At 61.0% G+C, this 14,222-nt stretch carries 14 protein-coding genes; 9 read left to right on the top strand and 5 right to left on the bottom strand.

The genetic code is table 11. From position 1 onward, the window contains the following. Positions 1-31: 31 nt before the first annotated feature. The 4 genes from AC1DIH_RS00720 to AC1DIH_RS00705 form a co-directional block, all read right to left on the bottom strand. Entirely contained in the window at positions 32-1,642 is a 1,611-nt protein-coding gene (locus AC1DIH_RS00720; RefSeq protein WP_477770222.1) for a gamma-glutamyltransferase family protein, read from the bottom strand. 156 nt (positions 1,643-1,798) lie between these two features. After that, a complete protein-coding gene (locus tag AC1DIH_RS00715) occupies positions 1,799-2,596 on the bottom strand; it encodes a transglutaminase family protein (protein ID WP_477770221.1) in 798 nt (265 codons plus the stop codon). After that, complete coding sequence (locus AC1DIH_RS00710) at positions 2,593-3,543, bottom strand: alpha-E domain-containing protein (RefSeq protein ID WP_477766978.1); 951 nt, start codon at positions 3,541-3,543, stop codon at positions 2,593-2,595. The genes AC1DIH_RS00715 and AC1DIH_RS00710 overlap by 4 nt, the downstream gene beginning before the upstream one ends. Positions 3,544-3,546: 3 nt before the next feature. Beyond that, positions 3,547-4,956 (bottom strand): circularly permuted type 2 ATP-grasp protein, encoded by a 1,410-nt coding sequence (locus tag AC1DIH_RS00705; protein ID WP_477770220.1) that lies wholly within the window; start codon positions 4,954-4,956, stop codon positions 3,547-3,549. 919 nt (positions 4,957-5,875) lie between these two features. Here AC1DIH_RS00705 and AC1DIH_RS00700 point away from each other — a divergent pair. The 8 genes from AC1DIH_RS00700 to AC1DIH_RS00665 all read left to right on the top strand — a co-directional run bounded on the left by AC1DIH_RS00700 (position 5,876) and on the right by AC1DIH_RS00665 (position 12,635). Beyond that, on the top strand, positions 5,876-6,466 hold the full coding sequence (locus AC1DIH_RS00700; protein ID WP_216742977.1) for an amino acid synthesis family protein: 591 nt from the start codon (positions 5,876-5,878) through the stop codon (positions 6,464-6,466). A gap of 45 nt (positions 6,467-6,511) precedes the next feature. Next, on the top strand, positions 6,512-7,345 hold the full coding sequence (locus tag AC1DIH_RS00695) for an alpha/beta fold hydrolase (protein WP_477770219.1): 834 nt from the start codon (positions 6,512-6,514) through the stop codon (positions 7,343-7,345). Next, positions 7,342-8,823: an aldehyde dehydrogenase gene (locus AC1DIH_RS00690; protein WP_477770218.1), complete on the top strand. Its 1,482-nt coding sequence runs from the start codon at positions 7,342-7,344 to the stop codon at positions 8,821-8,823. Before AC1DIH_RS00695 ends, AC1DIH_RS00690 begins: the two co-directional genes overlap by 4 nt. A gap of 12 nt (positions 8,824-8,835) precedes the next feature. Next, the gene (locus AC1DIH_RS00685; RefSeq protein ID WP_477770217.1) at positions 8,836-9,321 is read left to right on the top strand and encodes a flavin reductase family protein; all 486 of its coding nucleotides are present in this window, start codon (positions 8,836-8,838) and stop codon (positions 9,319-9,321) included. A gap of 45 nt (positions 9,322-9,366) precedes the next feature. Then, the gene (locus AC1DIH_RS00680; RefSeq protein WP_477770216.1) at positions 9,367-10,842 is read left to right on the top strand and encodes an NAD-dependent succinate-semialdehyde dehydrogenase; all 1,476 of its coding nucleotides are present in this window, start codon (positions 9,367-9,369) and stop codon (positions 10,840-10,842) included. Continuing rightward, a complete protein-coding gene (locus AC1DIH_RS00675) occupies positions 10,839-11,228 on the top strand; it encodes a carboxymuconolactone decarboxylase family protein (protein WP_046049783.1) in 390 nt (129 codons plus the stop codon). Before AC1DIH_RS00680 ends, AC1DIH_RS00675 begins: the two co-directional genes overlap by 4 nt. Before the next feature lie 88 nt (positions 11,229-11,316). Next, positions 11,317-12,069, top strand: a complete 753-nt coding sequence (locus AC1DIH_RS00670) for a GntR family transcriptional regulator (RefSeq protein WP_019690463.1) — start codon at positions 11,317-11,319, stop codon at positions 12,067-12,069. Between the two features lie 2 nt (positions 12,070-12,071). After that, entirely contained in the window at positions 12,072-12,635 is a 564-nt protein-coding gene (locus tag AC1DIH_RS00665) for an NUDIX hydrolase (RefSeq protein ID WP_477770215.1), read from the top strand. A gap of 6 nt (positions 12,636-12,641) precedes the next feature. On the opposite strand, the gene AC1DIH_RS00660 is transcribed toward AC1DIH_RS00665, so the two are convergent. Then, a complete protein-coding gene (locus tag AC1DIH_RS00660) occupies positions 12,642-12,935 on the bottom strand; it encodes a DUF1330 domain-containing protein (protein ID WP_427527802.1) in 294 nt (97 codons plus the stop codon). A 71-nt stretch (positions 12,936-13,006) separates the two neighbouring features. Between AC1DIH_RS00660 and ribBA the strand changes: the two genes are divergently transcribed. Beyond that, complete coding sequence (gene ribBA / locus AC1DIH_RS00655) at positions 13,007-14,116, top strand: bifunctional 3,4-dihydroxy-2-butanone-4-phosphate synthase/GTP cyclohydrolase II (RefSeq protein WP_477770214.1); 1,110 nt, start codon at positions 13,007-13,009, stop codon at positions 14,114-14,116. Positions 14,117-14,222: the final 106 nt, after the last annotated feature.

Genomic DNA, 14,222 nt, shown 5'->3' with positions numbered 1-14,222 from the left:
GGATAGAGCACCCTCGCCACTCACCCGTCCCTCAACAAACAGCGATATGCGCGTCCGTTCGCGGCTCGGTTCCGCCACACAACACGCCCGTTTCAGGATCGCGCAGGATGATTTGTCCGCGGCCATAACGGGTCCGGTCGCTGGCCACTTGCACTTGATGCCCCCGGCGCGCCAACGCTGCGACCATGTCCCGTGAAGCGTCCTGCTCGATGCCGACCTGCAGCCCGCCCAGCCACTGCCAGCGCGGTGCATCCAGCGCCGCTTGCGGGTTGAGGCCAAAATCCACCAGGTTCATCACCATCTGCACGTGCCCTTGGGGCTGCATGTAGCCGCCCATCACGCCAAAGGGGCCCATCGCCACGCCATCTTTGCTGAGAAACCCCGGGATAATGGTGTGGAAGGTTTTTTTGCCGGGCGCCAGGCAGTTCGAGTGCGCCGGATCAAGGCTGAACTCTTCACCGCGGTTTTGCAGGGCGATGCCGCTGTCGGGCAAAACCACGCCGGAGCCGAAACCGTGGTAGTTGCTTTGGATAAACGAAACCATGTTGCCTTCGGCATCGGCGGTGGCCAGGTACACCGTGCCGCTGGCGTGAGGGTCACCCGGTTGTGGGGCCACCGCCTGCTCACCAATCTGTGCCCGACGATGGGCGGCATAGTTTTCGCTGAGTAAATCCTCCACGGCGACCCGCATGTGCTGCGGGTCAGTGATGTAGTGCAGGCCGTCGCTGTAAGCGAGTTTCATGGCCTCGAGCTGACGGTGCCAGGTCTGCTGACTGTCGCGGTGATCGAAGTCGAACCCCTCGAGAATCTTCAAGGCCATCAAGGCCACGAGGCCCTGGCCGCTCGGCGGAATTTCCCAGACGTCGTAGCCTCGATAATTGACCTTGATCGGATCGACCCATTGGGCGCGGTAACCCTGTAGATCACTGGCGCGCAGATACCCGCCAGTCGCCCTGGAATGGGCGTCCAAGCGTTGCGCCAGTGCCCCACGATAAAAGCTTTCGCAACCTGTGGCCGCGAGCTCCGTCAGGGTCTGCGCCTGGGCCGGGTTGCAAAACATCTCGCCGGCGCGGGGTGCCCGGCCGTCAATCAAGAAGGTTTCGAACCAGCTGTCGAGCACTTCGTTGCGGCTCGGGGTGAAGTTCTCCAACGCGGCTTGCCATTGAAGAGCAACCACTGGCGACACCGGAAATCCGTCGCGCGCCAAACTGATGGCTGGCTGCAACACCTCAGCAAAGGGCAGACGACCGAAACGTTTGGACAGCTCAGCCCAGGCCGACGGGCAGCCTGGAACTGTCACGAGTGTCCATCCGTGCAATGGCATTTTTTCGTGGCCGGCAGCTCTCACCGCGTCGATGCTCAGGGCCTGCGGGGCCCCGCCATTGGCGCTCAAGCCATGCAGTTTGTTCTGCGTCCAGACCAGTGCAAAGGCGTCGCCACCGATACCGCAACCGGTCGGTTCGACCACGGTCAACGCGGCGGCGGTGGCAATCGCGGCGTCAATGGCGTTGCCACCGCGCCGCATGATCTCGATACCGGCTTCGGCGGCCAACGGCTGGGAGGTGGCGACCATGCCGCGTTTAGCGAAAACACTTTGACGCTGTGAGGCGTAGGGATACTCATGGGCAGAAAATGTGAACATGGCAGGTCTCACGCATTAAGGATGTTCGGGCTCACAGCACCCAACTGAGAAAGGCGCGGGAGCGGGCGTGGCTCGGCTGGCGGAAGATCTGAATGACGACCGGCCATACCGTCATGGAGACGGTATAGCCGGTTTTGGTGACGGTGCGAGCGGGTTTTATTGGTGCTGAACCTGAAACAGCGACGTCACTTGTACCCGCGCGAGCATTTGCTCGGCCCCTCCCCCGCGACGCATGCCACGCACCGGGCAAGCGTCGAGGTACTCGAGACCCACCGCCAGTTTCAGATGGCGCTCGGGCCGTGCCAATCGGTTGGTGACGTCGAAACTGTACCAACCATCGTCGAGCCAGGCTTCGGCCCAGGCATGGCTGGCCAGATGACTTTCATCTTCTGTGCACAGATAACCGGAGACGTAACGCGCAGGAATGCCCAGGCTGCGAGCACAGGCCAGGAAGGCATGGGTATGGTCCTGGCAGACCCCGACGCCAGCGGCAAAGGCTTCGGCTGCGGTGGTGTCCACCGCGGTAGCGCCCGGGCTGTAGGCCATGTGCTCGGCGAGGCCATTCATCAGGTCAATCAACGCCCCGCGATCACGCCGCGTACCGCACTTTTGTATGGCAAAGGCATTGAGGGCGTCGTCAGCCTTGGTCAGTTGGCTGGTGCGCAAGAACGGCAACGGCGACTGACTGTCGTGCTCCACCTCCAGCGCCTGGTCGATTTCAACCTGACCATAGGCGGTCAGCACGAGGGCACCGTGGGGCTCGTCCATCGTCAATACATGCAGGATGTTGCCGTATGGATCGAGTTGGCTGCGCACCAGGCGCGGCAGTTCCAGATGCCATTCCAGAATGTGCTGGCGCTCGGTGTTCTTGGGCGTCAAACGCAGGAACTGGATGCTGGTGCAGACATCGTCGGTGTAGCTGTAGGTGGTGTCGTGGCGTATGGACATTTTCATACGGCCTCCAGATAGGATTCGTGGACGGTCTGGCCAAGATGGCGAACCTGGGAGATGAAGTCAGTCAGCCAGAGGTGCAGACCGAAGCCGAGGATTTCGTCGATCCCGGTGTAGCGCAGCCGCGCATTCAATTCGGCGGCCAGCCGCTGGGCCGCCCGCCCGTTACTGCCCGGCAGGCTGGCGAGGATCTGGTCCAGTTCCTCGATGCAGGCGTGCAGCGAACGCGGAACGGCGGCGCGCAACAGCAGCATTTCGGAGACCTGCTCGGCGTTCGGTGCATTGCGGTAGAGCTCATTGAATGCCTCGAAGGACGACAAGGCACGCAGCAAGGCGCTCCATTGGTAGTAGCCGCGAGCCGAGTTGTCACTGACCTCCTCCGACTCCTCGCCATACATTTCGTAACGCGCATCCAGCAGGCGCAGGGTGTTATCGGCGCGCTCGAGGAAGGTGCCCAGTCGAATGAAGCAGTAGGCATCGTTGCGCATGATGGTGCCGGAGGTCGCCCCGCGGAACAGGTGCGAGCGCTCCTTGACCCACTCGCAGAAATGGCTGATGCCATAACGCCCCAGGCCATTGCGGGCGATGTTGCGCATCTCCAGCCAGGTGGCGTTGATGTTCTCCCACATGTCCGCGGTGATCCGTCCGCGCACCGCGTGGGCGTTGGCCCGCGCCGCTTGCAGACAGCAATAGATACTGCCGGGGTTGGTTTCATCCAGCGCGAAGAAATGCAGCATGCGCTCGGTGTTGAGTTCGCCATAGCGCTGGTTGTAGTCGTCCAGCGTACCGGCGGCCAACAGCGACATCGCCAGCTCGGCATGGCCATCGGTGCGCCCGGCCTGGGGCATCAGCGACAGCGAGTAACTGACTTCGAGCATGCGCGCCAGGTTTTCGGCGCGCTCCAGGTAACGGGACATCCAGTAGAGGTCCGAAGCGGTTCTTGAAAGCATGTCTTAGTCCTCCACTACCCAAGTGTCTTTGGTGCCGCCGCCCTGGGACGAGTTCACCACCAGCGAGCCTTCGCGCAATGCCACGCGGGTCAGGCCGCCGGGCACCAGGCGGGTTTCACGGCCCGACAGCACAAACGGGCGCAGGTCGATGTGGCGTGGGGCGATACCGCTTTCGACAAAGGTCGGACACGTGGACAGGCACAGCGTTGGCTGGGCGATATAGGCTTCGGGGCGGGCCTTGAGACGCGCGCGGAAGTCCTCGATTTCCGCCGCCGTGGCGGCCGGGCCGACCAGCATCCCGTAGCCACCGGACCCCTGGGTTTCCTTGACTACCAGCTCGGGAAGATTGGCCAGCACATGGGACAGCTCTTCTGGTTTACGACATTGCCAGGTGGGAACGTTCTTGAGAATCGGCTCCTCGTCGAGGTAGAAACGGATCATTTCGCCTACATAGGGGTAGATCGACTTGTCATCCGCCACGCCGGTGCCGATGGCATTGGCGAGGATCACGTTCCCCGCGCGATAGACCGCCACCAGCCCCGGCACGCCCAGCATGGAGTCCGGATTGAACGACAGCGGGTCGAGAAACGCATCGTCGAGGCGCCGATAAATCACATCCACCTGTTTCGGGCCAGCGGTGGTACGCATGTAGACATGATCGTCGCGGACGAACAGATCGGCGCCTTCAACCAGTTCCACGCCCATTTCACGGGCCAGGAACGCGTGTTCGAAGTAAGCGCTGTTGAAGCGACCCGGGGTCAGTACCACGGTCGTCGGGTTGTCCAGGGGGCTGGAGCTCTTGAGGGTGTCCAGCAGCAGGTTCGGATAGTGGTCGATGGGCGCCACACGCTGGGCGGCGAAGAGTTCGGGAAACAGGCGCATCATCATCTTGCGGTCTTCGAGCATGTAGCTGACGCCGCTGGGTGTGCGCAGATTGTCTTCGAGTACGTAGTAACTGCCGTCGCCATCACGGACCAGATCGACCCCGGAGATGTGGGCATAGATGCCGCGGTGCAGATTCAGGCCCTGCATGGCGACCTGATAACCCTCGTTGGCCAACACCTGTTCGGCCGGGATAATGCCCTCCTTGAGAATCCGTTGTCCGTGATAGATATCGGCCAGGAACATGTTCAAGGCCTTGACCCGCTGAATGCAGCCACGCTCGACCATCTGCCATTCGCTGGCCTTGATGCTGCGTGGAATGATGTCGAACGGAATCAACCGCTCGGTGCCTTGCTCGTCCCCATATAACGTGAAGGTGATGCCGGCTCGATGGAACAGCAGGTCGGCTTCGCGACGACGCTGATCCAGCAGCTCCAGGGGCGTGTCCGCCAACCAGCGCGCAAACTCCTGGTAATGTGGGCGGCAGCCACCACTCGCATCATACATTTCATTAAAAAAAGCTCGGGACATACCCCACTCCTTGCCGCGATACAGCCGGCATTTTTTTATAACTTTGTCATTCCAATAGATGAAGCCTTACGTTGTTTTAGTGAGTACTGTTTCTGTAAAGCACCTCAGTGTGCATCGTGAACTTCCTGTCCCTTTATGAAGCTGGAAGCTCACGATTCCGACAGCGTCCTGACGCATTTTGGCGTCAGAGATCTGGCCGTTTCCGGATTAGCTTACTGGCGCTCCTACTTGTAACGCCCCCAGTTTCTTTTTCTCGCAAAAACCACACTTCCGGTGGTTTGAAAGTGCTTTTGCAAGGGCTGTGCCCACGCAACGCCAGGGCCGCTAAAAATCGGAAAACCCCCAGTAATGATACTGAGGCGACATTTCCGTTCATTTTTACGGTGTTTTTCTTGTAACACGCTGAAACGTTTATTGCACTTATCGTTTGCACAACTCTGGCGCGGACAAAATCGGTGCATTGGGTAAACAAGTTGACTTTATTGCCCTGTAAACGGGAAATTTTTACCCACTGTTTTTTATGAGGTTTGTAATACCAATCTTTCAGAGCCGTGCATCGAACTGCATCCTTGCACCATTAATGCGCACACAAATGCACACTGTGGCTGCGTATGGAATTAAAGTGCCTGTTAGTGATGCACGACGGTATTCAGTTGAATGTGCGTTCAGGTGCCGTCGAACTCCCGGTTGTCAGGCAGACCCAGCCTTCAACCCTATCCCCGTTTCGAAGCGACCGATCGGTCCTGCCTGCAAGCGATCTCCATAGCACCTGCGGCACAGCGCATGACCTGCCCGCGAGATGCCCTTTGCTCTTTTTATCGCCTTCCGACCGGAAACTCATTGCCGCCTCTTGCGCTACCGATATTATGGTATACCATCATACGCACAGACACCTCTCAACCCGAATACGGAGCAGCTCATGAGTTTCGAAATCCGCAAGATCGTCAGCTACGTCGAAGAAACCTTTATTGAAGGCGGCAAGGCCGCCGACAAGCCGGTGACCATGGTCGGCCTGGCCGTGGTGATGAAAAACCCCTGGCTGGGCCGCGGCTTTGTCGAAGACCTGAAACCGGAAATCCGCGCCAACTGCTCCGACCTCGGCGCACTGATGGTCGAACGCCTGGTGGGCATCATCGGTGGTGCCGAGAAGATCGAAGCCTACGGCAAGGCGGCTGTAGTGGGTGCCGACGGCGAAATCGAGCATGCCTCCGCCGTCATCCACACCCTGCGCTTCGGCAACCATTACCGCGAAGCGGTTAAAGCCAAGAGCTACCTGAGCTTTACCAACAAACGCGGCGGTCCGGGCACCTCGATCCAGATTCCGATGATGCACAAGGACGACGAAGGCCTGCGTTCGCACTACATCACCTTGGAAATGCAGATCGAAGATGCACCGCGTGCCGACGAAATCGTCGTGGTCCTGGGGTGTGCCGATGGCGGCCGTCTGCACCCACGCATCGGTAACCGTTACATCGATCTGGAAGAACTGGCTGCCGAGAAAGCCCAGTAATTCCGGTGAGAGCCACTACAACAAAAAGGCAAGCAGGAGCGCTCCATGATTCGGCTCACCGCTGAAAGCACCCCGGCTGGCACCAGTTACCTGGCGACCGGCCAAGGCCAGCCCGTGGTCTTGATCCACGGCGTGGGCCTGAACAAAGAAATGTGGGGCGGACAGGTCGTTGGCCTGTCCACTAAATACCGTGTGATTACCTACGACATGCTGGGCCATGGCGCCAGCCCGCGTCCGGAAAGCGGTACGCCCCTGCTCGGCTATGCCGATCAGTTGCTGGAACTGCTCGACCATCTGCAATTGCCGCAGGCGACGGTCATCGGCTTTTCGATGGGCGGGCTGGTGGCCCGGGCATTTGCCTTGCATTACCCGCAACGCCTGCAAGGCCTGGTGGTGCTTAACAGCGTGTTCAATCGCAGCCCCGAACAGCGCGCCGGGGTGATTGCCCGCACCGCCCAGGCTGCCGAGCACGGACCGGATGCCAATGCCGAAGCAGCGCTGTCGCGCTGGTTCAGTCGCGAATACCAGGCGGCTAATCCGGCGCAGATTGCCGCACTACGCCAGACCTTGGCGGATAACGACCCGCAGGGTTACCTGACCACTTATGAGCTGTTCGCCACCCAGGACATGTACCGCGCCGAGGATCTGGCCAATATTAAGGTGCCGACACTGATCGCCACCGGTGAACTGGACCCTGGCTCGACACCGGAAATGGCCCGGCAACTGGCCGAGCGAATTCCCGGCGCAACTGTGGCCGTACTCGCCGAGCAACGGCATATGATGCCCGTAGAATCGCCGCGCCTGGTCAACCAGCTGTTGCTGGAGTTTCTCGACACCGCGCACGCCCGACAAAACCCAATAAAGGGGATCGTTGCATGACACTCGCACGCTTCCAGATGTGCATCGGCGGTGAATGGGTCGATGCCCTGTCCGGCAAAACCTTTGAAAGCCTGAACCCGGCCCTGGCCCAGGCCTGGGCTGAACTGCCCGATGCCGACGAAGCCGACGTCGAACGCGCCGTACAGGCGGCGCAGACGGCTTTCGACAGCCCGGCCTGGCGTGGCCTCACCGCCACCGCTCGCGGTAAATTGTTGCGTCGGCTGGGCGACCTTATCGCCGAAAACAAGGAACAACTGGCGCAGCTGGAAAGCCGCGATAACGGCAAGCTGATTCGCGAAACCCGTGGCCAGGTGGGCTATTTGCCGGAGTTCTTCCACTACACCGCAGGCCTGGCCGACAAACTCGAAGGCGGCACCCTGCCCCTCGACAAGCCGGACCTGTTTGCCTACACGGTGCACGAAGCCATGGGTGTGGTCGCAGCGATCATTCCCTGGAACAGCCCGCTGTACCTGACGGCGATCAAGCTGGCCCCGGCCCTCGCGGCGGGCAACACCATCGTGATCAAGCCGTCGGAACATGCTTCGGCAACCATTCTTGAGCTGGCCCGCCTGGCGCTGGAAGCCGGGATTCCGCCAGGCGTAGTCAACGTCGTCACCGGCTACGGCCCAAGCACCGGCGCGGCCCTCACCCGCCATCCGCTGGTGCGCAAGATCGCCTTCACCGGCGGCGCCGCCACGGCGCGGCATGTGGTGCGCAGCAGCGCCGAGAACTTCGCCAAGCTGTCGCTTGAACTGGGCGGCAAATCGCCGAACATCATCTTTGCCGACGCCGATCTCGACAGCGCGATCAACGGTGCGATTGCCGGGATCTATGCGGCCTCCGGTCAGAGCTGTGTTTCTGGCTCGCGCCTGCTGGTGCAGGACGAAATCTACGATGAGTTCGTCTCGCGTCTGGTTGAACGCGCCAAGCGCATCCGCATCGGCAATCCTCAGGAAGACAGCAGCGAAATGGGCCCGATGGCCACTGCGCAACAATTGGCCGTGGTCGAAGGCCTGGTGGCCGATGCCATCGCCGAAGGTGCGCGCCTGCGCCTGGGCGGCAAGCGCCCAGAGAATCTGGGCGACGGCTGGTTCTACGAACCGACCTTGTTCGAGTGCGACCGCAACTCGATGAAGATCATGCAGGAAGAAGTCTTCGGGCCGGTGGCCTCGGTCATCCGTTTCAAGGACGAAGCCGAAGCGCTGGCGATTGCCAACGACTCGCAGTTCGGCCTCGCCGCCGGCATCTGGACGCGCGATCTAGGCAGGGCTCATCGCCTGGCACGGGATGTGCGATCCGGGATCATCTGGGTCAACACCTACCGCGCCGTATCGGCCATGGCACCGATCGGCGGCTTCAAGAACAGCGGCTATGGACGCGAAAGCGGCATCGATTCGGTGCTGGCCTACACCGAGCTGAAAACGGTGTGGATCAATCTCTCTCAGGCCCCCATGCCTGATCCCTTCGTGATGCGCTAGGAGACCGCCGACATGATCGAACCCGGCATTTATAAAGACGTCATGAGCTCGTTCCCTTCCGGGGTCACGGTGGTCACCACCCTGGACTCGGACGGCGGCATCGTCGGCATTACCGCCAGTGCTTTCAGTGCACTGTCGATTGATCCGGCGCTGGTGCTGTTCTGCCCCAACTATGCCTCCGACACGTACCCGATCCTGCGTGACAGCAAGCAGTTCGCGATTCACTTGCTGTCGGCCGACCAGACTGCCGAAGCCTATGCGTTTGCCGGCAAGGGCAAAGACAAGGCCAAAGGCATCGCCTGGCACCTCAGTGAGCTGGGCAACCCGCTGCTGGACAACGCCACGGCGATCATCGAGTGCGAACTGTGGCGTGAATACGATGGCGGCGATCACGCCATCATCGTCGGCGCGGTGAAGAACCTGATTCTGCCCGAGCAACCGGTGACGCCGATGATCTACCACAAAGGCAAGCTGGGCCCCCTGCCCGCCCTGGCCTGATATTTTTCTTCAGGGGCGCGCCCCCCCATTTTCTCAGGAGCCGGCATGAGCCCAGCAGCCTTGCAACTGTTCCGCCAGCAGGCCTTTATCGATGGCCAATGGCTGGATGCGCCGGATGGCGCCTGTCAGGACATATTCAATCCGGCCTCCGGTGAACTGATCGGCCGGGTGCCAAACCTTGGCGCCGACGAAGCACGCCAAGCCATCGCCGCCGCCAACAAGGCCTGGCCGGCCTGGCGTGCGCTGACGGCCAAGGAACGCAGCCAGACGCTCAAACGCTGGCACGCACTGATGCTGGAACATGCCGACGCACTGGCCGAAATCCTCACCCTCGAACAAGGCAAGCCACTGGCCGAAGCCAAGGGCGAAATCCTCTACGCCGCAAGCTTCATCGAGTGGTTCGCAGAAGAAGCCAAGCGCATTTATGGCGACACTATTCCCAGCCACAAAGGTGACGCGCGCATCGTGGTCAGCAAAGAGCCGATCGGTGTGGTGGCGGCCATCACTCCGTGGAATTTCCCGGCGGCGATGATCACCCGCAAGGCCGGTCCGGCGCTGGCGGCAGGATGCCCGTGTATCGTCAAACCGGCCCCGGAGACGCCGTTCTCGGCGCTTGCGATGGCCGTGTTGGCCGAACAGGCGGGAATTCCAGCGGGCATCTTCAACGTGATTACTGGCGACGCGGTTGCCATCGGCGCCGAGCTCACCGCCAGCCCCTTGGTGCGCAAACTGTCGTTCACCGGTTCCACTGCCATCGGCAAGCTGTTGATGGCGCAATGTGCACCGACGCTGAAGAAGGTGTCGCTGGAGCTGGGAGGGAATGCCCCTTTCATCGTGTTCGACGATGCCGATCTGGAGCGAGCCGTGGAAGGTGCGCTGATCGCCAAGTTCCGCAACGCCGGACAGACGTGCGTCTGCGTTAACCGCTTCCTGGTCCAGCGCGGTATTCATGACGCCTTTGTCGCGCGACTGGCCGAGCGCGTAAAACAACTGCGCGTTGGCAGTGGTTACGATGCCAACGTAAATCAGGGTCCGCTGATAAACGAACGCGCCGTGGCCAAGGTCGAAGATCACGTTCAGGACGCGCTCGCATTAGGCGCGCAGCTGCTTTGCGGCGGCGAACGTCATGCGCTGGGCCACGGATTTTTCCAGCCGACGGTGCTGGCCGGCGTGACCGGTGAGATGAAAGTCGCTCAGGAAGAGACCTTCGGCCCGCTGGCGGCGGTGTTCCGCTTCGACACCGAAGCAGAGGCGATCCACAGGGCCAACGACACCGAATTCGGCCTCGCCGCTTATTGCTACACCCGCGACCTGGGTCGTGCCTGGCGCATGAGCGAGGCGCTGGAGTACGGCATGGTCGGGATCAACGAAGGGCTGATCTCCACCGAAGTCGCGCCGTTTGGCGGAATCAAATCCTCGGGCCTCGGCCGCGAAGGTTCCAAGTACGGCATCGAGGATTATCTGGAACTCAAATACACCCTGATGGGCGGTTTGGAAGACTTCGGGAGCACACCGCGATGAGCAACGAGAAATATGAACAGGGGCTGAAAATTCGCACCCAGGTGCTGGGCGAAGCCTACGTGAAACGCTCCATCGAGAATGCCGACGACTTCACCCGGCCGCTGCAAGAGATGGTCACCGAGTACTGCTGGGGCCACGTCTGGGGCCGTGAGGGTTTGTCGCTTAAAGAGCGCAGCATGATAAACTTGGCAATGATTTCGGCCCTCAATCGGCCCCACGAACTCAAGCTGCATGTGCGCGGTGCCTTGCGCAACGGGCTGACTCGTGAACAAATACGCGAAATTCTGCTTCAGGTCGGTATTTATTGCGGTGTCCCCGCTGCCGTAGACAGTTTCCGGCTTGCCCGTGAAGCCTTCGCCGAAGCCGATGCCGAGGCCTCCAGTTAACCCTTGGCTGTTTGATCTGACCGAGCACGGAGATTCTTGCGATCGAAGTGCTCTTTTTGCATGGACAGCCACATTCAGAGCGGACCCCATGAAACGCCTGCCACTCGACGACAGCTTCAAGGTCAATCGCAACCCCGTTACCCTGCGCGAAATCGTGCTGGATAAACTGCGAAGCGCCATCATGAACTTCCAGCTTCTGCCGGGAGACCGTCTGGTCGAACGCGATCTGTGCGATCGCCTGGGGGTCAGCCGCACTTCCGTACGGGAAGCCTTGCGCCACCTGGAATCCGAAGGCCTGGTGGAGTTCGCCGACGCCAAGGGCCCACGGGTTGCGATCATCACCCTGGCCGATGCCGTCGATATCTATGAGCTGCGTTGCGTGCTCGAAGGCCTGATCGTCCAGCTGTTCACCCTGCGCGCCAAGGCCAAGGACATCAAGGCACTTGAGAAAGCCCTCGAGGAAAACCGCAAGGCCCTCAAGGATGGCGAACTGCAACAGGTTATCGACTCGGTCCAGGGCTTCTATGACGTCCTGCTCGAAGGCTCCGGCAACCATGTCGCTGCCACCCAGCTGCGTCAGTTGCAAGCACGGATCAGCTACCTGCGGGCGACGTCGGTCTCCCAGGAAAACCGTCGCAGCAGCAGTAACCAGGAAATGGAACGCATGGTCGAAGCGATCAAGAGCGGCGATCCGTTGGCCGCTCACCAGGCGTGTGTCGACCACGTGCGCGCCGCCGCCAAGGTCGCCCTGGATTACCTCAAGCGCAAGCAGGAAGAAACCGGTGTGATTCCGGAGATCACCCTGCCCATCGCGCTCAAAGAACCGCGCATAGGTCGCTAACCATGTTCAGCCCGAGCTTTTGTCCAAAGTGCGGTGGCAATGACCTCAGGTCTCAGCTTCCGCCGGGCGATACGCACGAGCGCCTGATGTGCTGCGGTTGCGGCTACATCCATTACGTCAATCCGAAAATCATTGCCGGCTGCATCATCGAGCAGGACGGCAAGTACCTGCTGTGTCAGCGCGCCATCCCGCCGCGTCCAGGCACCTGGACCTTGCCGGCGGGGTTTATGGAAGGTGGCGAGACCACCGAGCAGGCAGCACTGCGCGAAGTCTGGGAAGAGAGCGGCGTGCGCGCGGAAATTATCTCGCCCTACTCGATCTTCAGCGTGCCGACGATCAGCGAGGTGTACATCATCTTCCGCGCCATTGCGCTGGAGATCACCGGCCAGTACGGGCCGGAAACCCTCGACTACAAATTCTTCGCGCCCGAGGACATCCCTTGGGACAGCATCTACTACCCGGCGATCCGGCAGATCCTCGAACGCTATATCGAGGAACGCCAGGCCGGGGTCTACGGCATCTACATCGGTAACGACGACACCGGCAAGATCCACTTCATTCGCTGACAGCCCTCAGGGCGCTACGCCCTCGACAATGATCACTTCGGCCCGAGCCGCGCCCTCGCGGTGCCGTTTCGCCTCTTGATACTGCTCGCTGTGGTAACAGGCCAGCGCCTGCTCGTAGGAATCGAACTCGATCACTACGCTGCGTTGCGGTGTGGACCGCCCTTCCAGCGCTTCGCTGCGCCCGCCCCGGGCCAGCATCCGCCCACCGTATAGCGCGAAGGCCGCCGGTGCCCGCTGGGTGTAATGGAGGTATTGATCGGGGTCGGTGACATCCACATGTGCAATCCAGTACGCCTTCATAGTGACCTCTTGGTTTAATTTGTATTATGGTATACCAACAAATGTACCCACCCAACACTGAGAGTTCCAGCATGGCCTTCAACAGCATCGAAGAAATCATCGAAGATTATCGCCTCGGCAAAATGGTGCTGCTGGTCGATGACGAGGATCGGGAAAACGAAGGCGACCTGCTGCTCGCCGCCGACTGTTGCAACGCCGAGGCCATCAGCTTCATGGCTCGCGAGGCTCGTGGCCTGATCTGCCTGACCTTGACCGACGAGCACTGCCAACGCCTCGGGCTGGAGCAGATGGTGCCGAGCAACGGCAGCGCCTTCAGCACCGCCTTCACCGTGTCTATCGAGGCCGCCACTGGCGTGACCACCGGTATCTCTGCCGCCGACCGGGCGCGCACCGTCGCGGCGGCAGTTGCCGCCAACGCCGGGCCTGCCGATCTTGTGCAACCCGGCCATATCTTTCCCTTGCGCGCCAAGGAAGGCGGCGTGCTGACCCGCGCCGGGCATACCGAGGCCGGTTGCGACCTGGCGCGCCTGGCCGGCTTCACACCCGCTTCAGTGATTGTCGAAGTGATGAATGATGACGGCACCATGGCCCGCCGCCCGGACCTGGAAGTGTTCGCGCGCAAGCACGGGATCAAGATCGGCACCATCGCCGACCTGATCCACTATCGCCTCAGCACCGAACGCACCGTGGTGCGTATCGGTGAACGCGAGCTGCCGACGGTGCATGGCACCTTCCGGCTGATCACCTTTGAGGACCGCATCGAAGGCGGCGTCCACATGGCAATGGTCATGGGTGAGTTACGCCATGGCGACCCGACGCTGGTGCGTGTGCATGTGATCGACCCGCTGCGCGATCTCGTGGGCGCGCAATACAGCGGCCCTTCCAACTGGACGTTGTGGGCCGCGTTGCAGCGAGTGGCCGAAGAAGGTCGCGGCGCGGTGGTCGTGCTGGCCAACCATGAATCGTCGCAGGCACTACTTGAGCGCGTGCCCCAGCTGACCCAGCCGCCACGGCAGTTCAGCCGTTCGCAATCGCGCATCTATTCTGAAGTCGGTACCGGGGCGCAGATTCTGCAGGAACTCGGCGTGCGCAAGCTGCGTCATCTCGGCCCGCCATTGAAGTACGCCGGTTTGACCGGTTACGACCTGGAAGTGGTGGAGAGCATCCCTTTCACCGAATGATTCCGGGCTTGTCGCTATACCCGCGCAGGCTGCTACCCGGCGGCCTGATGAAAAAAAAAAGCGCTTTTGGCTGATAGCCGGTCAGGCAAAGTGCTTGCACAAAGTT

It is taken from the genome of Pseudomonas sp. 05N36 (assembly GCF_056397385.1).
The sequence above is the reverse complement of the archived record's forward strand: the minus strand, read 5'-3'. Positions and strand labels throughout refer to the sequence as shown.

Excerpts from the sequence above, each read along its gene's own strand:
- AC1DIH_RS00720 (WP_477770222.1), bottom strand. The coding sequence starts at position 1,642 with ATGTTCACATTTTCTGCCCATGAGTATCCCTACGCCTCACAGCGTCAA.
- AC1DIH_RS00715 (WP_477770221.1), bottom strand. The coding sequence starts at position 2,596 with ATGAAAATGTCCATACGCCACGACACCACCTACAGCTACACCGACGAT.
- AC1DIH_RS00710 (WP_477766978.1), bottom strand. The coding sequence starts at position 3,543 with ATGCTTTCAAGAACCGCTTCGGACCTCTACTGGATGTCCCGTTACCTG.
- AC1DIH_RS00705 (WP_477770220.1), bottom strand. The coding sequence starts at position 4,956 with ATGTCCCGAGCTTTTTTTAATGAAATGTATGATGCGAGTGGTGGCTGC.
- AC1DIH_RS00700 (WP_216742977.1), top strand. The coding sequence starts at position 5,876 with ATGAGTTTCGAAATCCGCAAGATCGTCAGCTACGTCGAAGAAACCTTT.
- AC1DIH_RS00695 (WP_477770219.1), top strand. The coding sequence starts at position 6,512 with ATGATTCGGCTCACCGCTGAAAGCACCCCGGCTGGCACCAGTTACCTG.
- AC1DIH_RS00690 (WP_477770218.1), top strand. The coding sequence starts at position 7,342 with ATGACACTCGCACGCTTCCAGATGTGCATCGGCGGTGAATGGGTCGAT.
- AC1DIH_RS00685 (WP_477770217.1), top strand. The coding sequence starts at position 8,836 with ATGATCGAACCCGGCATTTATAAAGACGTCATGAGCTCGTTCCCTTCC.
- AC1DIH_RS00680 (WP_477770216.1), top strand. The coding sequence starts at position 9,367 with ATGAGCCCAGCAGCCTTGCAACTGTTCCGCCAGCAGGCCTTTATCGAT.
- AC1DIH_RS00675 (WP_046049783.1), top strand. The coding sequence starts at position 10,839 with ATGAGCAACGAGAAATATGAACAGGGGCTGAAAATTCGCACCCAGGTG.
- AC1DIH_RS00670 (WP_019690463.1), top strand. The coding sequence starts at position 11,317 with ATGAAACGCCTGCCACTCGACGACAGCTTCAAGGTCAATCGCAACCCC.
- AC1DIH_RS00665 (WP_477770215.1), top strand. The coding sequence starts at position 12,072 with ATGTTCAGCCCGAGCTTTTGTCCAAAGTGCGGTGGCAATGACCTCAGG.
- AC1DIH_RS00660 (WP_427527802.1), bottom strand. The coding sequence starts at position 12,935 with ATGAAGGCGTACTGGATTGCACATGTGGATGTCACCGACCCCGATCAA.
- ribBA (WP_477770214.1), top strand. The coding sequence starts at position 13,007 with ATGGCCTTCAACAGCATCGAAGAAATCATCGAAGATTATCGCCTCGGC.